A 22,869-nucleotide genomic window follows, 5' to 3' on the forward strand; every position below is an offset into this window, starting at 1 on the left:
GCGTGGATAGTTGCTCATTAACATGTTTATGAATTAATAACCATTCTAAACCATTCCAAAGTAAGGAAGCAACCGGATGCCTCTTCCCGGTTGCTCTCTGGATTTACTTCTTTACTTATCTACATACAGAAAATATGCTGGCCGATAGTCTTGACCTGTGGACGAGTCCAAATCCATTTGGAGGTCGCCGTTTTAGGGTTGAAATAATACAAACATCCACCCGAAGGGTCCCAGCCATTCAGCGCTTGCTGCACTGCTTTTCGTGCCTGCTCATTTGGCTCCAAATAAATCTGCCCGTCAGCTACAGCTGTAAAAGCTCCCGGCTGAAAAATAACGCCAGACGGTGTATTAGGAAAGCTCGGAGATTTTACCCTGTTCAAGATTACTGCAGCAACAGCAACTTGACCTTCGAAAGGTTCGCCTCTCGACTCACCATAGACGGCATTAGCCATGATTTTGAGATCATTTTCTGATAATCCCATCGTATTCCCTGAAGACAGAGACGCTGAATCCGAATTATTGGTTGTATTTGTTTTGTTACCGGTGTTGTTGTTTGCTGTATTATTTCCGGTTGCTGAAGCAGACTCTGTCGGCTTCCAGTTCTTAGTTGCGTTATACAATTTCAGCTTAGTCTTAGCGCCTACGATGCCATCAGACTTCATTCCAAACTTCCATTGAAACCACGTTACTGAATTTTTCGTTTTCGGACCAAACTGACTGTCTATTTTCCCTTCATAAAAGCCCAGATGTTTTAAACGTCCTTGCAACTCATAAACATCCTGACCAGAAGAACCGAGTTTAATCGGAGTCGTGCTGAAGGCAGGCAAGGCCTCTTCTTCAGGATGATTTAGTTCATGGACAAATGACGCAGCAGCACTTTGCTTGGTCTGTACTATGCCATTACCCTGGAGCAACATTCCTGCAAACGGTGCGGCAGCAAGTGCAAGGGTTAAAGAAGCAAAGATCCACAACTTATGTTTCTTCATAGGGGTTCGCTCTACCTTTCTTTTGTGAGTTCTGCATGAATGGCTAAAGTTATTATGACGACTGTCAGGACATCCTATGCATTACTAAAAAAGAAGTAATAGCATTTCATTGTAATTGAGAATGATTATCAACTATAATCGAAATAAGAAAACGTTGGAGTTGATATTAATCATGAATTTAAAGGACCACATGTTATTGTGGAACCACGCATTAATAGAAATTATTGATATACGCCATACTTTTCAACGATCAGGTGATCTGAATTCACATTATCAGCTGCCCTCAAGTGCATTCTTGTTGATCATAAACGGCAAGGCCGAAATACTAATTGACGAGGTCCCGCACGAGATCAGCAACTTTCATATCCTTCATGGTGGAAAAGGAATGAACATTCAATTTTTACGCATGGATGAACTACTGGAGTATTACTTAATTTTATATAAAGCAAACCTTTCACTCGCCTCACGCAACAATCTAAAAGCAATCATGGAACACAATAATCCCTTTAATCTCCAATATGGATTTACGCCTACTAGTCCACTGCCCTTATTTGATAAGATGGAGAACATGTTTACTGATTGGAGCAAAACAGGGATTTTGGATCGGCTGTATGTCAAAACACTTTTTTATCAATGGATTTATGAGATGCTTAGGCAGCTGCATACGCTGGAAACACAGTTAATTCAACCTGATCCGCTAGATCAAGCAATTCGCTATATGCAGACTTATTATAAGGAAACCTTCTCTCTTGAAAAATTAGCTAAAGCGGTAAACAGCAGCCCTAGAACATTATCCAGATTATTCAGAACACAGCTGCAGACTAGCCCTGCTCAGTACTTAATCAACATCCGCATGGAAAAATCGAAAATATTGCTCCTGAACACAGAGGCTAGCTTGCATGACATCGCAATTGCAGTAGGTTATCCTGATGGCTATTATCTAGGAAAAATGTTTAAAAAATATTACGGAATCTCCCCTGTCCGATACAAAAATAAAGTTATCACCCACTCCAGTTGGCGTGATATGCCATCTCAAGGTGCACAAATTGACATTGCCCGAACGCAACCTCTCCGTTATATTGATTATGATAATCATTATCAATATAACGGAGAAGGGGAATTACCAATGTTTAGAAATGCCAAACCATCATTACTGCTCACCCTGTTATTATGCTTTACCATAGTGTTAAGCGCTTGTTCCACGGGAACCACAAATTCAAATGCATCAAGCAATGGGAAACCCACCCCCTCAGCAGAAACAAGTACAGGGGCAAATACAGACAAAGCTGCTGTCGAAGCACAAACCCGGATAATTTCCACAGTTAAAGGAGACATTGCCGTTCCCACTAGTCCACAAAGAGTTGTAGTTCTTTATTTGCTCGGTGATGTACTGGCTCTCGGCATTAAACCTATAGGTGTATCCGATGTATCCGAGGGTGCTGCATTTGAAGATGAGCTAAAAGATGTGCAAAAGCTTGGCACCTGGTTTGAGGCTAGCCCTGAAGCAATCCTTGCTCTAAATCCCGATCTTATCATCGTGCCGTCAGAGGAAACTTATGAAGCCCTTCACCAAATTACGCCAACAGTCTTAGTTCCGTATGAAAAAATGTCAACAGAAGAACGGGTGTCCTTTATTGGACAAGTCGTAGGCAAAGAAGATCAAGCAAAAGAATTATTTACTGATTTCCATAAAAAAGTTGAGGTCAGCAAACAAAAGCTGCAAGAAGCTGGTATTCTTGATCACACAATATCCATCATGGAAGGTGGAAAAGACAACAGCATGGCTGTTGTGGCGAGCAAACAATTCGGACGTGGTTCACAAATCATTTATGAATATTTAGGCATGAAGGCGCCGGACATCATTCAACAGAAAATAGATACGGCGACTGGTGCGGATGGGGAATCCGTATCCTTTGAAGTCCTTGGCAAATACAGTGGTGACTATATCTTCCGCTCCTCTTATGATGGTATGGCTGATCTGACCCAAAACCCAATTTGGAACAATATCCCTGCCGTGAAAGAAGGCCGTTTGATGGAGATCGATTTTGGCTTAGGTTATTACAGTGATATCTATTCTCTAAATGTGCAACTGGATTATATTGTTGAAGCTTTGCTTGCTGCGCCAAGAGTCAAATAAGTACTCAGGATACAAAAAAAGAGATGGTCCACTTCATAAAGTGGCCATCTCTTTTTTTGTCTATTGAAGGTTTCGACGGGCTTCTCCAGCTTAGGAGCTGATCTTGTTATGTTGATATTGCTCAAGTGACATCAGCACCTCACGCGGCTTACTGCCCTCGTAAGGACCGATGACCCCACGAGCCTCCATAGAGTCAATCAACCGGGCTGCACGGGTATAACCGACCCGCATACGACGCTGCAGCAGCGACACTGAAGCCTGCTTAGCCTCTAGTACAATTTGTACGGCTTGCTCGTATAATTCATCCTGTGGCTCCTGATCCTCAGTGATTGTATCATCCACTTCAGGAACGATGGACTCATCGTATTCGGCTTCACCTTGACTGCTGACATATTGAACAATAGTCTCTACTTCTTGGTCACTCATAAAAGCTCCCTGTACACGAATAGGCTTAGATGCGCCCATTGGTAAGAACAACATATCACCTCGGCCTAACAACTTCTCTGCACCGGGCATATCCAGAATGGTACGTGAATCCACATTGGACGATACGCCAAAAGCGATCCGGGATGGAATATTAGCTTTAATTAAACCTGTGATGACATCTACTGAAGGACGTTGTGTAGCGATAATTAGATGAATCCCTGCCGCCCGCGCCATTTGTGCAAGTCGGCAAATCGCATCCTCAACATCATTGGCTGCAACCATCATCAAATCCGCAAGCTCGTCCACAATAACAACGATATACGGTAGAATAGCCGCTGGATTCTCAGCCATTAGCTTATTATAACCTTCCATATTCCGTGTTCCCGATTTGGAGAATAGCTCATAACGCTTCTCCATTTCGACTACGATCTTCTTCAAGGCTAGGCTTGCCCGCTTTGGATCTGTGACAACCGGAGCCAAAAGATGGGGAATTCCGTTATACACATTCAGCTCGACCATCTTAGGATCGACCATGAGGAATTTGACCTCATCAGGTTTAGCTTTGTATAAGATGCTTGTTATAATCCCGTTGATACAGACTGATTTACCGGAGCCAGTTGCACCGGCCACCAATAAATGGGGCATCTTAGCCAGATTGCCGATAATGGTCTGGCCGGAAATATCACGGCCAAAAGCAATCGATAATCTGGATTCAGCCTCCTGAAAAATCTGTGTCTCCATAACTTCGCGCATGGTAACAATAGACACTTCAGAGTTCGGAACTTCTATCCCGATCGCAGATTTACCCGGAATCGGTGCTTCCATCCGAATGTCTTTGGCTGCAAGTGCAAGGGCAATGTCATCCGTCAGATTTACAATACGGCTAACCTTAACGCCAATATCCGGTTGTATCTCATATCTTGTAACAGCTGGACCTCTTACTACCTCCAGCACTTTAGCTCGTACCCCAAAGCTTTCAAGTGTTGCTTCTAATTTACGGGCTGTCTGCATATAATCATTCTGATCTCCAGCTTTGCCACCATTGTTAGGTTTGGCTAAAAGACGGAACGATGGCAGCTTATATGGCTTCGGTGGCGGTGGTGCTGGAGGAGCGGGAATAATCTCTCCATCTGGAGAAGCACCTTGCAGGCCTTCCAAGTCAATACTTACATTCTCCTCAGACTCATCCGTAGGCTGCTGCTTAACGGCATTAGCTCCGGCTACAGCAGGTTTAGCTGCTTCACCACGAGCTGCGGGTGAGAATTCACTCCACTCTTCCCGATCTTCTTCGTTTAAACCTTCTGAACGGATATGTTCAAAGAAATCTCGAATAATAGGCGTCACAGGTTCAATATCCAGATCCGCATCGTCAAAATCATGATCGATATCCTCTAATGGAATTACACGGCTATCTGGTGTTAATCCCGAAATAATCGGACCGCTCGAAGCACTTGTCACAATTGGACCCTGATCGTCATCCTCAGGATCTGCTTCCACCTGTGAACGCGTGGAACCTGAGAACCAGCCAGATATTTTTTTCAAAAGGACAGGTTGTTTGCGATTAGGCAGATACCGATCGTCTTCGTCTTCTTCATCCTCGTCATCATAGACAGGCTGCTTCACCTGCCGAGCTTTAGCTGGAGCAGACGCTCTAGATGGTCTCGCCGCTACTGGGACCGCCTTCGGGCGATTTGCAGCATGGAGACGAATCCCCTCCACAAACTTAACCGAGCGCACTCGCAAAAGCGTAAAAATCTCTACATATGACAAGTTGGTAATTAGCATAAAGCTGATCGCCAGCATGACGATCATAAGCAGCTTAGCGCCCAGACTGCCAAAAAGCCATAACAGCGCTGCATACTCCAACCCGCCGATGTAACCTCCGCTTATATCCTTACCCAGCATATAGACATTGCTGTCGTTCGAGCCAGGTGAAAGTGATCCCGAAAGATCATTATGTATTTGTGTCATTACATTGCCAGGATGTAACAAAGACAACGGGCCAAGCTTCTGCTCCATTGCAGATATTGTGCTCATAAGGCACATTGACAACAGAAGCAGAAGCACGCCAGTATGCCTGCTGTTCCACGAGGAAGGCCATCTTCGATGGATCATAACCATGAGTCCATAAAAAATGCCGACAAGCGGCAACACAAAATAAAATCTCCCTAATAAGTAACCCGCCATACTTGAAAGTGAGCGCCCTACGGCTGCTTCACCAGACAGTGCAATGACGGAAATAGTTATTAATAAAATTCCATATATTTCATATTTTAAAACGCTGCCGAGCAGCGCTTTTTTCTTCTTCTTTTTTCGTTTAGCCACGCCAGCCACCCCCGGAACAACATTATACCATATAATGGCGTGGCGTACCTATGTTCTCTTTTGTCAGAAATTGAATCTTTATGTTAATGTAATTATCGAACCTGGAGAGAACGCCGGATCTAGATAACGGTTCAGTGGACAATCCAATAATCTCACGATCCGCGCACGCCCTTCCTCCATCGGTTCAACCTGCATCAGCATGCCCTGCACACTCACTTCTCGGGTTGTTGCATAATTGTTAAATGCCCCCTCCCACACCTGTTCCATTGCAACTACTGTGTACAGTGTCATTGCGTAATCCCTCCTGGAGTCGATGCAGAGAAATCCCCGCCGATCATTCGGTTGAGATGCGCTAGAGCCGCTCCGATCCCGCCGACCTCATCCATAAGGCCATATTTAACGGCATCCAAGCCCCCCACAGCCGTCCCGATATCACGATTGAGCTCACCTGTCTTAAACATGAGATCACGGAACTGTTCTTCAGAAATACGCGAATGGGAAGTCACAAATTTAACGACACGTTCCTGCATTTTCTCCATATACTCGAACGTTTGCGGCACTCCGATCACTAAACCATTCATACGAATCGGATGAATCGTCATCGTTGCACTTTCGGCAATAATCGAATAAGTGGAGGAAACTGCAATCGGCACCCCGATACTATGCCCGCCCCCAATGACCACGGTTACCGTTGGCTTGGAGAGGGATGCAATCATTTCCGCAATTGCTAATCCCGCTTCTACATCTCCACCTACCGTATTTAAAATGATAAGCAGACCTTTGATGTTTTTATTCTGCTCAGCAGCCACCAGCTGTGGAATGATATGCTCATACTTTGTTGTTTTGTTCTGTGGAGGCATTACAATATGTCCTTCAATCTGACCAATAATCGTTAAGCAAAAAATATCAGGCTCTCCACTTGGGACTACCGTTTGTCCAAGCTCCTTAATCGCTCCCATTGCAGTGGGCGGCATATTTTCATTAGGATTCGGATTAGTTTCTCCTGGGACAACTTCCTCATTTTTTGCTCCATTTGATCCTTCGATGTAGTTCATCTTCGCAGCTCTCCCTTGTCATATGCAGCTCTAGTCTGCTGTTGCCTTACTAACAATCCTTAGTATGACATTTCAGGGTGCTGCCTTATGCAATTTTCAGCTTATGAAGTAATTATGACATGCAAAAACCCCTTCTCCCGAGGAAACCGTCCAATATTTCCGGGGAAAAGGGGCTCAGCCCTAGCTATATATTCTTTGAAGGAGAAACTCTCCTTACACTTCCATGATAATTGGCAAAATCATCGGTCTGCGGCGCGTTTGTTCATATAAGAAACGGCCCAGCGAATCTTTTACGCTTGTTTTAAGGGAAGCCCACTCATTTACTTTTTCACTCATCAGGCGTTGCAATGTACTGGATACAATTCGGTTAGCTTCGTCGAGCAGTCCTTCGGACTCCCGAACATAAACGAAACCACGTGAAATGATGTCAGGTCCAGAAACAATGGCACCATTCTGTTTGCTAAGTGTAACCACGACAACCAAGATACCGTCTTGAGACAGCAGCTTACGGTCACGCAATACAATGTTACCCACATCGCCTACACCTAGTCCGTCAATCAATACGTTACCAGCCGTTACTTTACCAGCTTTACGAGCGGCACCGCCTTGGATCTCAACAATTTCACCGATTTCAGTGATGAAAATGTTCTGTGGATCTACGCCAACGGATTCTGCCAGCAAAGCATGTTTGCGTTGCATGCGGAATTCACCGTGGATCGGAATGAAGAATTTCGGCTTCATGAGGTTGAGCATAAGCTTAAGTTCTTCTTGGCTACCGTGACCGGATACGTGAACGCCGGAGTTGGAACCGCTGTAAATCACATCAGCGCCAAGACGGAACAATTCATCGATGGTACGGCCTACATATTTTTCATTACCTGGTACAGGTGTTGCTGCAATAATAACGGTATCGCCTGGCAGGATATCTACTTTACGATGACTGGAACGCGCCATACGTGTCAATGCAGACATTGGCTCGCCTTGGCTGCCTGTGCAAAGAACAACGACACGATTTGCTGCCATTCTATTCATTTCTTCTGGTTCGATCAGCATTCCGTCAGGTACGTTCAAATATCCAAGCTCTGAAGCGATGGATACAACGTTGACCATACTACGGCCAATTACTGTAATCTTACGACCCGTAGATTCTGCTGCATTAACCACTTGCTGAATACGGTGCACATTGGAAGCAAAAGTTGCTACAACGACACGTTGCTCAGCCTTGCGGAAAATATCTTCCAGCACAATACCGACATTCTTCTCAGATGGGGTAAAGCCTGGTTTCTCAGCATTCGTACTATCCGATAAAAGAGCAAGTACGCCCTTTTGGCCAATCTCTGCCATCCGATGCAGATTTGCAAATTGACCGTTGACTGGGGTGTGGTCAAATTTGAAATCGCCCGTATGAACAACATTTCCTTCCGGAGTCTCAATGCATACACCCACGGAATCAGGAATACTGTGGTTGGTTCTAAAGAAAGTTACCTTAAGTGAGTTCCCCAATTGAATTTCTGAATCTTCGTTGATCAGAATCCGTTTGGTGTCACCCAGCAGGTTCGCTTCCTTCAATTTGTTCTCTACAAGACCTAAAGTTAATCTTGTTCCATAGACTGGAACATTCAAATTCTTCAGGACATAAGGCAAACCACCGATGTGATCCTCGTGTCCGTGAGTAAGCACAATACCTCTTACCTTGTCACGGTTCTCTGTCAAATACGAGATATCAGGAATTACGATGTCAATACCGAGCATATCCTCTTCCGGAAACTTGAGTCCCGAATCCACGACTACAATGTCAGCTCCGTATTGAATAACATACATGTTTTTCCCGATTTCTCCGACTCCGCCCAATGCGAAAATCGTCAATTTATCGTTGTTGTTTTTTTTGGACAAATGAATCTAACCCTCCTATGATGTTGGACGTCATACTTTTATTGGTAAATATCGAACTTCGATTATTTCAGCGGCGCTGAACACATTCTTCAAACAGCTAATAACTTCCAATCAACAAGGAAATTCCTGAAATCTGTAAAATGCGCAATGCGAAAGCTCCCGATTCCGGGCAGTAAAGTTCATATTGAAGCGGACAAACGCCGTCAAAATTCACCGTCGCGCCCCTCGCGCGAAGACATGTCATTTATTTAAACAGACTCATCTTGGGACCTATCCTGTCTCACAATGTATTACATTGACGGAAGATTACCGCATATTTAATTTTAACCGCACCCAGTCACTTAAGATCATTATACATGATTTTTTTGGCAAAAGACAAGTCATCCGCCTCGTATCCAAATTCTTTCCTTAAATTCGCCTCAATATTTCAGAAAAAAAATATAAATGCAAAAACCGGCCCCCCAATAGAGTAGCCGGTTTAGAACGTTCATCATCAATGATTAATTCTTAGTGAAATAGACCTTCAATAAAAGCCGCTTCCGCTTCCGTTGGCGAAATAAGTGGCAATCTGACTCCGCCCACAGGGATCCCCTTGAGTCCTAAAGCATATTTTACTGCTGATGGATTGGGCAGCGGTTGTGGGCATTCAAACATTCCTTTAAAAATCGGGAACAGCTGGCGATGAATCTCTCCAGCAAGCTGAACATTGCCGGAGGTATAAGCGTAAATCATTTCTGACATCTGCGCACCAACCACATGGCTAGATACACTTATAATTCCGTATCCACCAACAGCCAGACTGGCAAGACCCGAGGCATCATCACCTGTATATACACGGAAATCATCTGAACAAGCAGAGGCAATAAGTGTTACCTGATCCACAGACGCGCATTCTTTCGTAGCAATGATGTTCGGAATCTCAGCAAGTCGCAGGGTAGTGGCCACGCTCATACTTACACCTGTTCGACCTGGAACATTATATAGAATCACTGGTAATGAAGTCTCTGAAGCAATCGTGGAAAAATGCTGATAAAGACCTTCCTGATTCGGTTTATTATAATAAGGAACGACCAAAAGCACTCCATCTACACCTATTTTCTCTGCTTCCTTCGTCAGATGAATGGAATGTTTCGTGTTATTGCTGCCAGTTCCAGCAATAACTTTACAACGTCCATTCGCCTTTTCCAGCACAAAAGAAAACAGCTGCAGCTTTTCCTCATCGCTTAACGTAGGCGATTCCCCTGTCGTTCCGCAGACAACCAAAGCCTCTGATTTCTGTACCTCAATTAAATAATCGACAAGCTGTGAAGTTACATCCCAGTTGATTTCTCCATCCCCATCAAAAGGGGTTACCATGGCTGTTATTAATCTTCCGAAATCCACTTTGAATTCCTCCTTGTCAGCGGTGCAATTCAAACATAGCATGCAGCGAACGCAAGGACTGCACCATATCTTCTTTTTTCACAAGCACCCATATCGTTGTATTCGAATCTGCGGATTGTAGAATTTGAATGTTTTGCGAGCTAAGCGCCTCAACGATGCGCGCCATAATACCAGGCACACCGTTAATTCCTCCCCCGATAACAGAAACTTTGGCACAACCCGATAAACTCTTAGGTCGCAAACCCAGCTGTTGCAGAGCAGAAATAGCCTTCTCTGATTTGTCATCAAAAACCGTATAAAGAGCTTCCGTAGGTGTTACATTAATAAAATCAACGCTTATCCCGTTATCTGCCATACTCTTAAAGATTTGCAATTGCACTCCGGTTCCGTTACCGTCCGGGCATTCCACAGAAATCTGTGTAACATTGCTGACATAAGCAATCCCTGTAACGAATCGATCCACAATACCCCCTGCTTGGATATCGTTAAATCCTTCTGGATTCGTAACCAGCGTACCTTCAGCTTCTGAAAAGGTTGAACGAACACGAACTGGAATCTGTGCCTGCATAGCAATCTCAACCGCACGTGGATGAATGACTTTTGCTCCCTGATGAGCCATATTGCAAATTTCTGTATAACTAACGTAAGTTAATGGCTTAGCATCTTCAACGATCCGTGGATCAGCTGTAAGTATCCCGTTAACATCCGTATAAATATCCACCATATCAGCATGAAGAGCAGCACCCAGTGCTGTAGCAGAGGTATCACTACCGCCACGGCCTAAAGTTGTTAAATCACCCGCTTCAGTCTGGCCCTGGAACCCGGTAACAATAACCACTTTATCCTCACGCAGCTCACGGAGAATGCGTTCCGGACGTACATCCAGAATTCTGGCATTGCCATAGTTGCTGTCTGTCAGAAATCCTGCCTGAGCTCCCGTTAATACTGTAGAAGCGATACCTTCATTCTCCAACAGCCCACATAGAGTAGTAGCTGAAATAATTTCACCGCAGCACATCAGGAGATCTTTTTCCCGGTCAGGAAGTGCATCTCCGTTCTGCACGGCCCAATCCAGCAAAGTGTCTGTTGCGTAAGGCTCTCCGCGACGGCCCATGGCCGATACAACAATAACAAGACTGTAGCCACTTGCCAGCTCTCTTTTGACATTGCGGATTACGTGTTCTCTAGCTTGCGGTGTGGATAGCGATGTTCCTCCGAATTTTTGTACCAGAATACCCATGTATAATTCCCCCATTATTATCAAAGCAAACACACTAATCATTCGTGAAAAGATTACGGTACGTGAGCTTATTCGTTAAGTAAGTTGTTAAATGGCTGTACCGCCCTCGAACCTGAGGACGGTAGCAATATTGCTTATATTTTTTTGATAGCAATGAACTTAGCTGTTTCCACTACGTTATCTTGGCACTTCTCATTGCTCATTTGGTGCATCTCCCCTTTTATTGTCCACAACAAAATCAGCCGAGCTCTGTTAATTTTCTATGCTGAATGAAACCGTTCGATGATCATCGGCTGTAGTTGTTTACCTTGCAAAGCGGCATAGCAAGCTTCCGGGATAAGATCCATGCGTGCCACGAGCGAGTTAGGTTTACCCTCAGGGTTATCTTGACCGAATGGTACAAAATAAATATGTTTAGCCACCAGAAGCTTAGCAATATTTGCGGCATTTAGGCCCAATCCATCATTTGTAGATATCGCTAGAACTAGTGGACGTCCGTTGCGCATCTGCGATTTAGCGGCCATTAGCACGGGACTATCCGTCATGGCATTAGCCAGTTTACTCGTTGTATTTCCTGTGCAAGGTGCTATTGTCAGCACATCCAGCAGCTTGGAAGGACCCAGCGGCTCCGCTTCAACAATTGTAGAAATGATATCATTCCCTGTTATATCTTTCAACTGTTTTAACCAATTTTGCGATGTCCCAAAGCGGGTGTCTGTTCCTAGTACAGATGCTGAAACTATAGGTACTACGTTTGCTCCCCCGTCTACGAAGCGCTGAATTTGTGGCATTACCTCAGCAAAAGTGCAATGAGATCCAGTGATCGCATACCCTACTGTTTTTCCGTGCCAATCCATTTTATTCGTCCCCCTTGATTAAAGCCTCGTCCGAAATCGACTGTACCAGCGCATTTGCCATAATAATCCCAGCGCTTTTTGGAGCTACAATGCCAGGGAGTCCTGGAGCCAGCATCGCCTTAATCCCACGTTTTTCAGCATAACGAAAGTCACAACCGCCTGGTGCAGATGCCAGATCAATAATTACGCAATGCGGCGCAAGCCGCGAGAGCACCTGAGCGGTGATGATCATACTTGGTATCGTATTAAATATAAGATCCACATCCGGTACGTGAAGCAGCAGCTCACTGGTCATAAAAGGCTTCCAGCCCATTTCCTCAGCACGTGCATAATGTTCTTGTTTTCTGACACCAACCTTTACACTAGCCCCCAGTCCCTGTAGACTTCGAGCCATTGTAAATCCAGTTCTACCTAAACCAAGCACCATTGATTTCGAGCTGTGAATCGTAAAATCCGTGTTCTGAATGGCCATTACCAGCGCTCCCTCCGCTGTCGGGATAGAGTTGTAAATAGCCACATCATCACGATTAAGCAGTTCGATTAACTTTAGTGAGTGCTTGGTACACATCCCGCGCAAGTAACTTTTAGCCATACCGGTATACACTAAACAATCGGATGGCAGCGCAGTGAAATGCTCCTCCAGAATCGTTAAACGCTCAGAAGAAAATAGAGCACTAATATTTCCTTCATCATCACAGCCTACCGTAGGCAACACTAATACATCTGCATTACTTAGCAGCTCTACCGTCAATTGTTCCAGGCTCACCCCTGGGCTAGGGGTCTCCCACTTATCGAACCCGGCAGCGCTTACCGTCGCATCCAATTCCACACATTTCCGAATCACTTCAAGCTGTCTCGCGTCCCCGCCCAGGAACACGATCCTGACGCCAGTAAGCATAGGGATGACGCTCCTTTCAACATACACTATCGACTATAAAGCATCTTATGCTGGGCATAGTTAATGGGTGAAGAGCGGAAATGAAATCCCCGGCACGCATGGCTGATGGCTGATGAGCAGATGGCTTACGGCTGATGAGTTACGGACCGAGATGCAACTATTTGTGTATTTTTTGTCTTTTAGGAGGAGTTTCGGACTGGAGAGCTCTTATTCGACATAAACAGGTTCGATATCAGGTGTTTTTGATCCAATAGTGACACTGGGGTCCGAAAACAGCCGAATTAAGCAGAATTGTTGTAAATAAGAGCGCTGAGGTCCGATAGGGGCTTCGTTTTTAATTTGACAGTAGGGTTAGAGTTGTGGCAGAGCGCCAATGAAAATGCTGAGTTTATTCGATGGGGAAATCGGATGTAGTTGGAGTAGCAGATAGCACTTTATAAAATGCTATCTGCATAACAATCGAAGAAAATAATGTTTAATGATAATTAACTCTGCATAACAAAAAAAGCTCACGAATCATGCCTTGGGCATGAATTCGTAAGCTTTTTAAATGAATTATATCAACAATCTTATTTGCCAGTATGACCAAAGCCTCCGGCTCCGCGTTGTGTTTCGGACAACTCTTCCACTTCCACCAAATTAACCACTGGAACAGCTTGAAATACCATTTGGGCAATCCGCTCATTGCGAGCGATAGCAAACGGCTCCTGCCCCAGATTGATCAAGAGTACTTTGATCTCTCCGCGGTAATCAGCGTCTATAGTTCCAGGTGTATTTAAGCAGGTAATCCCGTGCTTCAAGGCCAGTCCACTACGCGGACGGATCTGCGCTTCAAGCCCCTCTGGCATAGCCAGTGAAATCCCTGTTGGAATTAAAGCACGCTCTCCTGGTGCAAGTACAATTTCACCCGCAACTGCAGCATAAAGATCATAACCGGAAGCTTGCTCCGACATTTTACAAGGAAGATTTACATCCTCGTTTCCAGTAAGTTTATTGATTTGTACGTAATAAGACAAGATCATCTCTCCTAACATTTGCAATAGCTTTATCTGATGAGCCTACCATCGCTAAAGAAAGCGGCTCCGCGAACATATGGTCCAGCACACTGTTGATATTGTCCATCGTCACTAGCTGAATTTTGGCGATCATATCGTCCAATGTATTATGTCTTCCGAGCATAAGTTCATTTTTTCCGATACGGTTCATTCGGCTGCTAGTGCTTTCGAGACTAAGAATGAGACTGCCTTTAAGCTGCTCCTTGCCTTTTCTCAGCTCATCTTCACTGAGGCCGTTAGTAGCAAGTTCGTACATCATTTCCTTGATTAACTCCATGACATCTTTTGTTTGCTTGGGCGCTGTACCAGCATAGACCGTAAACAGACCAGAATCTGCCTGGGAGCTGTGATAGGAATACACCGAATAAGCTAATCCGCGTTTTTCACGAATTTCCTGGAACATACGGGAGCTCATCCCTCCGCCTACGGCATTATTGATCAGCACCATAGCATATTGCAAGGGATCGCCAGAACGTACGCCAGGCAAGGAAAGACAGATGTGATTCTGCTCTGTTTTCTTGCGGTGAAATAAGAGTTCTCCATAGTAATCTGGTGGAGTCAGCGGCGCACTTGTACCATGATTATCAAAAGAACCAAAATGCTGTTCCAGCAGTTCGATCAATCCATCACTAATGTTGCCGGCTACACTTATAACCGTATTCTCAATCGTGTATTGTTCCTTCATGTACGCCCGAAGATCATCCGGCTTCATCTCCATCAGCCGTTCCTTCAAGCCAAGGATGGAATACGCTAGCGGATGGTCCTTGTAGGCAGCAGCACACATTAAATCATGTACAAGATCATCCGGCGTGTCTTCGCACATGGAGATTTCCTCAAGGATGACATTCTTTTCTTTCTCCAGCTCTTCAGCGTCCATCCGTGAACGGAAGAACATATCCGCTAATACATCTACAGCGATGGGCAGATGCTCATCCAGTACTTTAGCATAATAACATGTATATTCCTTTGAGGTAAACGCATTTACATTGCCCCCGATGGCGTCAAACTGCTCAGCAATATCCTTGGCGCTGTACCGATCCGTACCTTTAAAAAGCATATGTTCTACAAAATGGGATATCCCGTTGTTTCCAGGGTGTTCATTCCGAGAGCCTGTCTTTACCCAGATTCCGAAAGAAACGGACCGGCCAGTCGGGATTTTCTCCATTACCACTCGTAAACCATTGGATAACACTATTTTTTCCACTTCAAGTCCTCCTGGCAAATAGCCATGTTCTATCTAATTTAATTACACGTGCCTATAATCCTACCAGAAATACAGCTCTCACTCAACATTAGAGGGGATCAGCCGCTCTGCTGAGAGCGTTTGAGTAACTGTGCCTAACTGCAACCCTTTTGCTTTGATTCCACGTATCATGGCCCTCAGAGCTTTGGAGGATGAGGCTGTGGGATGCATTAAGACTAGAGTGCCTGGTTCCGCTTTGCTTGTGATTTTGGCAACTACAGATTCAGGAGAAGGATTACGCCAATCCACGGTATCCACGGTCCATAGTACGGTCTTGAGCCCTAAACTGCTGGCAATTTCTACTGTCTCCTGATCGAAATCACCAGAAGGGGGTGCGAACCATTTATTAGTGACTCCAAGCGATTCCTTTAACAGCTTTTGTGTCTTCTCAATTTCTACAGTAGCTCGCGCACGACTTAAAGTACTCATATTAGGGTGGGTATAAGCATGATTCTCCATCTCATGACCACGTTTTAGCATTTCTTTAGCCAGCTCCGGATTTTTACTCAGCCAGCTCCCATCCAGAAAAAACGTAACTTTAACGTTCTCTTCATCCAAAACATCCAACATTGGCACAATGTACTCATTTCCCCACGCCACATTAATCATCAACGATACCATCGGTTTGGCCGGATTCCCACGATATATGGGTTCAGCTCCCAGTTGATTCAGTGATATCTGTGGTTCAATCTGCCGATACACAAATTTTATAGGTTCTTTTGGCGCCAAAAGAGCATTCCGATATGTACTCTCTACATCAATCTCAAGTCCGTTATAACCCGGAATCGCCTTCCATACCCGATCAACCACGGCATTCACTGGAGGGGCATTAAGTTTGGCTGCGGCGGTCTCAATCCGTGTCCGAAGATCATTGTTCTCCGGCTTAGAAATATCCTTCCACACAGCTAGGTCATCCTGCGGCTTCAATTGCGCAAGCATGTCCTTTACCGGTCCCTGAGTGCTGCCAATTCCTATCACGATCGCAATACAAGCAACCACTAAAGCCACTTTTTCCGTCTTCATGACGACTTCCTCCCCGGCAGAAACGACTTGTAGTCCGTTCCACACGAATACAAAGACACTTTGTCCCAATCTATGAGACAAGAGAGGAATTTATGTCATAAGAACAGAGGCAAGAGGCGTGATAGTGATGCACTTTACTTTATTTCATATAAAAAAAGAGCCAGAACGCAATCGCTTCTGTCTCCTTTTATTATGCTATTAGGTACCTTAGAAAAGGTACCTCTACAATTGAAACTTAAGCTTTAGCTCCAGTTTCCGAAGTCAATACCGCTTTACGCGACAGGTTAACCCGGCCTTGTTGGTCGATTTCCGTAACTTTAACGGTAATTGTATCCCCGACAGCTACAACATCTTCAACCTTAGCTACGCGCTCAGTGGACAATTGGGAAATGTGTACCAATCCGTCTTTACCCGGAATTAGTTCAACAAATGCTCCGAATTTCTCAATACGTCTAACTGTACCCACATAGATTTCTCCGACTTGTACTTCACGCACTAGTCCTTCGATAATCGAACGTGCCTTTTGGATCATCTCTTCATCTGAAGAACCGATAAAGACACGGCCATCTTGTTCGATGTCGATTTTTACGCCGGTTTCTTCAATAATTTTATTGATAATCTTACCACCAGCACCGATAACATCACGGATTTTGTCCGGATTGATGTTGATAATAATGATTTTTGGAGCATATTTGGACAGATTAGGTCTTGGCGCAGAGATCGCTTCATTCATTTTGTCCAAGATGAACAGACGGCCTTCTTTAGCCTGCTGAAGTGCATCCTGAAGAATGTTGCGGTCGATACCGGCAATTTTAATGTCCATTTGAATAGCTGTAACACCTTCTGCTGTACCAGCTACCTTGAAGTCCATATCTCCGAGATGATCTTCCATACCTTGAATATCCGTCAGGATGGAGACATGCTCTCCGTCTTTGATCAGACCCATTGCTACTCCGGCTACCGGTGCTTTGATTGGCACACCAGCGTCCATCATAGCCAGAATGCTGGCACAGATACTTGCCTGGGAAGTAGAACCGTTAGATTCAATCGCTTCTGATACTAGACGAATCGTGTACGGGAATTCAGTTTCACTAGGTATAACCTTGGATAATGCACGTTCTCCAAGTGCTCCATGACCGATTTCACGGCGTCCTGGTGCTCTAAGCGGACGAGCTTCCCCTACGCTGAACGGCGGGAAGTTGTAATGGTGCATGAAACGTTTCGTTTCAGTAGGATCGATTCCGTCGAGAATTTGCACATCACCTAGTGCTCCAAGGGTACAAACGCTAAGGATTTGTGTTTGTCCACGTGTAAACAGACCGGAACCGTGTGTACGCGGTAACAGACTTGTATCACATTCAATCGGACGGATTTCATCAAGTTTACGTCCATCTGGACGAACCTTATCATGTGTGATTAGACGTCTTACTTCATCCTTCACGATATCATGTAGGACTTCTTTAACATCTTTCAGAAGCTCCGGTGCTTCTATGTACTTCTCTACGAAATACGCAACCGCTTCATCATTAACGACATCAATCGCTTCCTGACGCGCATGTTTTTCAGCTATTTTAACGGCTTCCACCAGACGAGCCTCAGCAAATGCACGGACCTCAGTATTCACGTCAGCATTCACTGTATGCAGCTTCACAGCCATTTTTTCTTTACCAGCCACTTTAACCAGTTCTTCAATGGTTGCAACGATCTTGCGGATTTCATCATGACCGAACATAATCGCTTCGAGCATCACATCTTCCGTCACTTCGTTCGCTTCTGCTTCAACCATCATGATTGCATCCTTCGTTCCAGCAACCACTACATAAACATCACTGATTGCTTGCTGAGACATATCCGGATTGATCACAAACTCTCCATTAATCCGACCTACAGCAACGCCGCCGATTGGTCCATCAAAAGGCACATCGGAAATACTAAGTGCAGCTGAAGTACCGATCATAGCAGCAATATCTGGTGCGCAGTCCTGATCCACACTCATTACCATGTTCAATACCTGAACATCGTTACGAAATCCTTCAGGGAACAGTGGTCTGATTGGACGGTCTGTCAAACGGCTTGACAGAATCGCTTTCTCACTCGGTCTACCTTCCCGTTTAATAAATCCGCCAGGAATTTTACCTACCGCATATAATCTTTCCTCATAGTTGACTGTAAGCGGGAAAAAATCCAGATCCTTAGGCTCTTTCGAAGCCGTAACGGTACATAATACCGAAGTATCCCCGTAACGCACCATAACAGCTGCATTTGCTTGTTTAGCCAGGCGGCCCGTTTCCAGTACAAGGCGTCTTCCACCCAGCTGCATTTCTACACGTTTTTCCATAAATACCTCCTTGAATAGTAGTAGACCCGCAGTCTAAAATAGCAGGTTCACATATCGATCTAAATGAATTGGAAAGGCTTGTCCCAAAGGGAGGCTACCTATTCTGTATGCATATAAGAAGAAACGGCTGGGCCTTACTGAAAAGTAAAGCCGCCGTTTTTGCGAATAATCTCATCGATCCTAATATTAAGTTTTCCCTAAATTTTCAAAAAGCAACCCAGCTGTCCCGCTGTCGCTCCGAGAAGGACATACGGTATACAACCAGGCTGCTTTAAGAGTAATCTTATGGAAAATTAACGACGCAATCCCAGTCTTTCGATCAGGGCGCTGTAACGTCTGATGTCTTTGTTTTTCAAATACGCCAGAAGTTTACGACGTTGTCCAACCATTTTCAACAATCCGCGACGGGAGTGATGATCTTTCTTGTGCGTACGCAAGTGGTCAGTCAAATTAACGATGTTCTCCGTTAGGATAGCAACTTGCACCTCAGGGGATCCAGTATCGGATTCGTGAGTTTTGTGCTCGTCGATCAATTGATGTTTACGTTCTTGAGTTAATGCCATCCTGTTCACCTCCTTCAATATAATCGCCACTAGCCTCGTCACCGTCGGTGAGAACGTGCAACCAAGCTAAGGTTATGATGCTGTAAGCCAGCAACGTTACTTAGTATAGCATCTCCATTAACAAAAGTAAACGGCTTGTCCGGGATGACTATAAATTATACTCCAGAATCTTCTTCGCGGTTTCTGCATCCTCGCCAATCTGAGTAATCAATGCCCCAATGGAGTCAAACTTCCGTTCTGGACGAATGTAAGATACCAATTCTACCTTAAGCTCTTGATCATACAGGTCACCCTCGAAGTCAAACAGATGTACCTCAAAGCTCGGAGTCAACACACCCTCATGAAAGGTTGGTTTAACGCCCACATTCATAACCCCGTACAGAACTTTATCCTTATAAAAGACTCGAACCGCATATACACCTTTGGTCGGAATGACAAAATGATCACTGAGCTTCAAATTGGCAGTTGGAAAACCAATTGTGCGGCCTCTCTTCTCACCATGCCCCACTTCACCACGCAGATGATAGCAACGTCCGAACCAGGAGTTTGCCAGTCCCAGATCTCCATTTTGGAGACTTTTGCGAATGCCGGAGCTGCTAACCTTTTCGCCTTCAAGCAGAAAAGGAGGAGCAACTTCCACATTCATAACACCTTCACCCAGCTTACGAAGCATCTCAACATCGCCTTCACCTTGGTAGCCAAAGCGAAAGTCAAAGCCAACAACTGCAGTTACAATATGTAGCGGCAAAAGCATAACAGAGACAAAATTCTGTGGACTAACCCGGGAAAGCTGCTCATTAAATTCAATAACATACAGGATATCTACACCCATGCTGGCAAGAATCTCTTGCTTTTCAAAGGGTGGCGTCAAGTACCCTTCATAATCCCCCTTACCCATAACATCTTTGGGATGAGGATGAAATGTAAGGACTGCAGCCGGCACACCTTGTTTACGGGCTAAGGCCACAGCGGATGTAATGACACTGGCATGTCCACGATGCAGGCCGTCAAACTGCCCTAGAGCAGCCACTTGAGGTTGTGCCCATTCGGCAGCAGTCTCCGGCGACATCGGATAGGTTAACGTTACGGTTCTCACGCTGTTTCTCACCTACAATTCACTTGGTAAAATTGATTTAAGCTTGTGCAAACACTTTTACTGGGGCAATAGCACCTGTCTCTTCCAGCTCATAAATGCCAAGAAACAATCCCTGAAGATCGTATAGCCGAATTTGACCTGCTGTCTTCACTTCTGGAGCAATGAACCGCGAAGACAAACGTTGACCCTGCAGTGCTGCCTTCTTCTTCTCATCCATAACGGTATGCTTAGGCAAATGCGAAATTGCCTCATCAGCAGCGATTAAATGATCTTCTAATGTTCCGGCTTCCTTGTGCGCGGCAATATCCTCAAGGGATAAACAATGGCTGGCAGAAATTCCTGCCGACATTGTTCTCTCCAGCTTCACCATTACACCCGGCAGTCCAAGCGCACGACCGATATCAACACAAAGTGTTCGAATATACGTGCCTTTGGAGCATAATACCCGGAAAGTGATGTCGGGATGATTACCTTCCCAAGTCATATCCGTCATTTCGATTTCATAAATCTCTACTTCACGACTTTTTCGTTCAACGGTCTTGCCTTCTCTAGCCAATTCATAAAGACGTTTGCCATCCACTTTCACCGCAGAGTACATGGGAGGAACCTGAGAAATTACACCTTTGAAAGAGGCAAGCACTGCAAGAATCTCTTCCTCAGATACATGAACCTCATCTACAGTTTCCGTAATGGTTCCAGTTAAGTCTTCAGTATCACTGGACATCCCCAGTCTCAGTGTTGCCACATATTCTTTGGGCAGCTCCTGAATATACTCCACAACGCGAGTCGCACGTCCCAGACAAAGCGGCAATACACCAGTCACTTGGGGATCTAGTGTCCCCGTATGACCAATCCGTTTCATGCCGAGAATACGGCGTGCCTTGGCTACAACATCATGTGAAGTGAAGCCTGCCGGTTTATAAACCGCCAGAACACCTTCTAATTCACTCATAAATGACGTCTTACCTCCTCAAGCACCTGAGTTATTGCCTCTTCAAGCGTAGCTTCTATACGCGCACCTGCAGCACGGGTATGACCGCCGCCGCCAAACGTTTGCGCCAATGCAGCCACGTCTACTTTACCGGCAGAACGTAGGCTAACCTTGACCGCATGTTCATGAATAACTTTAAAAAGAATGCCTACTTCCACGCCCCGTATATTACGAGGGTAGTTTACGATTCCTTCCAAATCTTCATTAGCAGCAGCACATTCGATCATATGCTCGGGTGTAACATATAGCCAGGCAATATCCCCTTCAGGAGATAATTCCAGCGTATTTAAGGCTTTATTTAATATTTTAACCTGTGGCAGCGTCATTTCTTCAAGCAATGTCTCAGCGAGTTCAGGACCGTTAACTCCAAGGGATAATAGCTCAGATACAGCTGCCATTACTTTTGGTGATGTGTTGGTATAACGAAAACCACCGGTATCTGTTAACAGACCCGTATATATAGCTGTGGCGATATCAATATCCCATTCGATCTCGAATGTCTTCAGCAGGTCGAACAATATTTCCGCTGTCGCAGCTGCATCCGGTTTGATTAAATTAACGAATCCATAACCGTTATTTGTTGGATGGTGATCAATGTTCAGGATAAGAGCCTCATTCGCAAAATAGCAGTTTGTCAGCCCTACTCGCTGAAAATCCGCACAATCCACACAGATGACGTTGCTGTATTGACGGGGCGGTTCACTAGAGGCCATATTGATGATTTCATCCGAATGCCATAGGTATTCCATTCGCTTCGGGATCGGTCCTTCATTCAGCATAGTGTATTTTTTGCCCAGACATGAGAGAAGCCAGCCCACCGCAAGGGTGGAGCTGACTGCATCTCCGTCCGGCTGAACATGCGACACTACAAGGTAATCGTCGTGTTCCAGCAGAAACTCACGGGTCTGCTGGAGACTTTGTTCATAGCTCTGCATTCGCCGTCTCCTTTTTAAAGGTTGTTCAAAATAGCATAACGCTATTTTGAACCCCACTTTAATCACTTATTTCTAATCGTTCTTATGAAGCTCTCCAAGAAGCTTCTCAATATGACTGCCATAAGCGACAGATTCGTCGATCTTGAAGATCAGCTCCGGTGTATGCCGAAGGCGAATGGCCTTGCCAAGCTCTGAGCGAAGAAAACCATTGGCTTTCTCAATCGCTTTAAGCGAGTCTGCCTTCTGCTCTTCATCCCCGAACACGCTTAAGTATACCTTGGCTTGCGATAGATCGTTAGTCACATCTACGCCAGTTACAGTTACAAAACCGATTCGAGGGTCTTTCAGACCGCTTTGGATAAGTTGACTAAGCTCTTTCTTGATCTGCTCGCCGACTCGTCCTGCTCTAATTTTAGACATCTATA

Annotated in this window: 19 protein-coding genes; 1 reads left to right on the top strand and 18 read right to left on the bottom strand. The window is 45.0% G+C overall.

The window, feature by feature from the left end:
• Positions 1–119: 119 nt before the first annotated feature.
• Positions 120–986 (bottom strand): spore cortex-lytic enzyme, encoded by an 867-nt coding sequence (gene sleB / locus NSQ66_RS18020; RefSeq protein ID WP_036688421.1) that lies wholly within the window; start codon positions 984–986, stop codon positions 120–122.
• Between the two features lie 190 nt (positions 987–1,176).
• Here sleB and NSQ66_RS18025 point away from each other — a divergent pair, with 190 nt between their 5' ends.
• The gene (locus tag NSQ66_RS18025) at positions 1,177–3,123 is read left to right on the top strand and encodes an AraC family transcriptional regulator (protein WP_339279331.1); all 1,947 of its coding nucleotides are present in this window, start codon (positions 1,177–1,179) and stop codon (positions 3,121–3,123) included.
• Between the two features lie 90 nt (positions 3,124–3,213).
• Here the strand turns inward: NSQ66_RS18025 and NSQ66_RS18030 are convergent, their stop codons facing one another.
• From NSQ66_RS18030 to rbfA, 17 genes are all read right to left on the bottom strand, one after another.
• Positions 3,214–5,874 carry a DNA translocase FtsK gene (locus NSQ66_RS18030; RefSeq protein WP_076140991.1) on the bottom strand — a complete coding sequence of 887 codons (2,661 nt, stop codon included), beginning with the start codon at positions 5,872–5,874 and terminating at the stop codon, positions 3,214–3,216.
• Positions 5,875–5,952: 78 nt separating this feature from the next.
• Positions 5,953–6,165, bottom strand: coding sequence for a YlzJ-like family protein (locus NSQ66_RS18035; protein WP_076100399.1), 213 nt, complete (start codon positions 6,163–6,165; stop codon positions 5,953–5,955).
• Positions 6,162–6,929, bottom strand: coding sequence for an ATP-dependent Clp protease proteolytic subunit (locus NSQ66_RS18040; protein WP_076140992.1), 768 nt, complete (start codon positions 6,927–6,929; stop codon positions 6,162–6,164). The genes NSQ66_RS18035 and NSQ66_RS18040 overlap by 4 nt, the downstream gene beginning before the upstream one ends.
• 213 nt (positions 6,930–7,142) lie before the next feature.
• Positions 7,143–8,822, bottom strand: coding sequence for a ribonuclease J (locus NSQ66_RS18045; protein WP_036688436.1), 1,680 nt, complete (start codon positions 8,820–8,822; stop codon positions 7,143–7,145).
• A 507-nt stretch (positions 8,823–9,329) separates the two neighbouring features.
• Entirely contained in the window at positions 9,330–10,205 is an 876-nt protein-coding gene (gene dapA, locus NSQ66_RS18050) for a 4-hydroxy-tetrahydrodipicolinate synthase (protein WP_036688439.1), read from the bottom strand.
• Between the two features lie 16 nt (positions 10,206–10,221).
• On the bottom strand, positions 10,222–11,445 hold the full coding sequence (dapG, locus tag NSQ66_RS18055) for an aspartate kinase (RefSeq protein WP_036688442.1): 1,224 nt from the start codon (positions 11,443–11,445) through the stop codon (positions 10,222–10,224).
• A gap of 260 nt (positions 11,446–11,705) precedes the next feature.
• Positions 11,706–12,302, bottom strand: a complete 597-nt coding sequence (locus NSQ66_RS18060) for a dipicolinate synthase subunit B (protein ID WP_036688443.1) — start codon at positions 12,300–12,302, stop codon at positions 11,706–11,708.
• Between the two features lies 1 nt (position 12,303).
• Positions 12,304–13,200 carry a dipicolinate synthase subunit DpsA gene (gene dpsA, locus NSQ66_RS18065; protein WP_036688445.1) on the bottom strand — a complete coding sequence of 299 codons (897 nt, stop codon included), beginning with the start codon at positions 13,198–13,200 and terminating at the stop codon, positions 12,304–12,306.
• Positions 13,201–13,769: 569 nt separating this feature from the next.
• On the bottom strand, positions 13,770–14,216 hold the full coding sequence (dut, locus tag NSQ66_RS18070; protein WP_170914171.1) for a dUTP diphosphatase: 447 nt from the start codon (positions 14,214–14,216) through the stop codon (positions 13,770–13,772).
• The gene (locus NSQ66_RS18075) at positions 14,191–15,459 is read right to left on the bottom strand and encodes a pitrilysin family protein (protein WP_036688449.1); all 1,269 of its coding nucleotides are present in this window, start codon (positions 15,457–15,459) and stop codon (positions 14,191–14,193) included. The genes dut and NSQ66_RS18075 overlap by 26 nt, the downstream gene beginning before the upstream one ends.
• A gap of 78 nt (positions 15,460–15,537) precedes the next feature.
• Positions 15,538–16,521, bottom strand: coding sequence for a polysaccharide deacetylase family protein (locus NSQ66_RS18080; RefSeq protein WP_038571918.1), 984 nt, complete (start codon positions 16,519–16,521; stop codon positions 15,538–15,540).
• Positions 16,522–16,756: 235 nt separating this feature from the next.
• The gene (gene pnp, locus NSQ66_RS18085) at positions 16,757–18,859 is read right to left on the bottom strand and encodes a polyribonucleotide nucleotidyltransferase (RefSeq protein WP_036688453.1); all 2,103 of its coding nucleotides are present in this window, start codon (positions 18,857–18,859) and stop codon (positions 16,757–16,759) included.
• Between the two features lie 293 nt (positions 18,860–19,152).
• The gene (gene rpsO, locus NSQ66_RS18090) at positions 19,153–19,422 is read right to left on the bottom strand and encodes a 30S ribosomal protein S15 (protein ID WP_036656390.1); all 270 of its coding nucleotides are present in this window, start codon (positions 19,420–19,422) and stop codon (positions 19,153–19,155) included.
• Between the two features lie 148 nt (positions 19,423–19,570).
• The gene (locus NSQ66_RS18095) at positions 19,571–20,518 is read right to left on the bottom strand and encodes a bifunctional riboflavin kinase/FAD synthetase (protein WP_038571921.1); all 948 of its coding nucleotides are present in this window, start codon (positions 20,516–20,518) and stop codon (positions 19,571–19,573) included.
• 37 nt (positions 20,519–20,555) lie between these two features.
• Positions 20,556–21,470, bottom strand: coding sequence for a tRNA pseudouridine(55) synthase TruB (truB, locus tag NSQ66_RS18100; protein WP_076140993.1), 915 nt, complete (start codon positions 21,468–21,470; stop codon positions 20,556–20,558).
• On the bottom strand, positions 21,467–22,444 hold the full coding sequence (locus NSQ66_RS18105; protein ID WP_076140994.1) for a bifunctional oligoribonuclease/PAP phosphatase NrnA: 978 nt from the start codon (positions 22,442–22,444) through the stop codon (positions 21,467–21,469). The genes truB and NSQ66_RS18105 overlap by 4 nt, the downstream gene beginning before the upstream one ends.
• 72 nt (positions 22,445–22,516) lie before the next feature.
• Positions 22,517–22,864, bottom strand: a complete 348-nt coding sequence (gene rbfA, locus NSQ66_RS18110; RefSeq protein WP_036688461.1) for a 30S ribosome-binding factor RbfA — start codon at positions 22,862–22,864, stop codon at positions 22,517–22,519.
• Positions 22,865–22,869: the final 5 nt, after the last annotated feature.

Source organism: Paenibacillus sp. FSL H3-0329, from assembly GCF_037963285.1.
Lineage (GTDB): Bacteria > Bacillota > Bacilli > Paenibacillales > Paenibacillaceae > Paenibacillus_AQ > Paenibacillus_AQ odorifer.

Coding starts and splice junctions, on each gene's coding strand:
- sleB (WP_036688421.1), bottom strand. CDS start 986: ATGAAGAAACATAAGTTGTGGATCTTTGCTTCTTTAACCCTTGCACTT.
- NSQ66_RS18025 (WP_339279331.1), top strand. CDS start 1,177: ATGTTATTGTGGAACCACGCATTAATAGAAATTATTGATATACGCCAT.
- NSQ66_RS18035 (WP_076100399.1), bottom strand. CDS start 6,165: ATGACACTGTACACAGTAGTTGCAATGGAACAGGTGTGGGAGGGGGCA.
- NSQ66_RS18040 (WP_076140992.1), bottom strand. CDS start 6,929: ATGAACTACATCGAAGGATCAAATGGAGCAAAAAATGAGGAAGTTGTC.
- dapG (WP_036688442.1), bottom strand. CDS start 11,445: ATGGGTATTCTGGTACAAAAATTCGGAGGAACATCGCTATCCACACCG.
- NSQ66_RS18060 (WP_036688443.1), bottom strand. CDS start 12,302: ATGGATTGGCACGGAAAAACAGTAGGGTATGCGATCACTGGATCTCAT.
- dpsA (WP_036688445.1), bottom strand. CDS start 13,200: ATGCTTACTGGCGTCAGGATCGTGTTCCTGGGCGGGGACGCGAGACAG.
- NSQ66_RS18080 (WP_038571918.1), bottom strand. CDS start 16,521: ATGAAGACGGAAAAAGTGGCTTTAGTGGTTGCTTGTATTGCGATCGTG.
- pnp (WP_036688453.1), bottom strand. CDS start 18,859: ATGGAAAAACGTGTAGAAATGCAGCTGGGTGGAAGACGCCTTGTACTG.
- rpsO (WP_036656390.1), bottom strand. CDS start 19,422: ATGGCATTAACTCAAGAACGTAAACATCAATTGATCGACGAGCACAAA.
- truB (WP_076140993.1), bottom strand. CDS start 21,470: ATGAGTGAATTAGAAGGTGTTCTGGCGGTTTATAAACCGGCAGGCTTC.
- NSQ66_RS18105 (WP_076140994.1), bottom strand. CDS start 22,444: ATGCAGAGCTATGAACAAAGTCTCCAGCAGACCCGTGAGTTTCTGCTG.
- rbfA (WP_036688461.1), bottom strand. CDS start 22,864: ATGTCTAAAATTAGAGCAGGACGAGTCGGCGAGCAGATCAAGAAAGAG.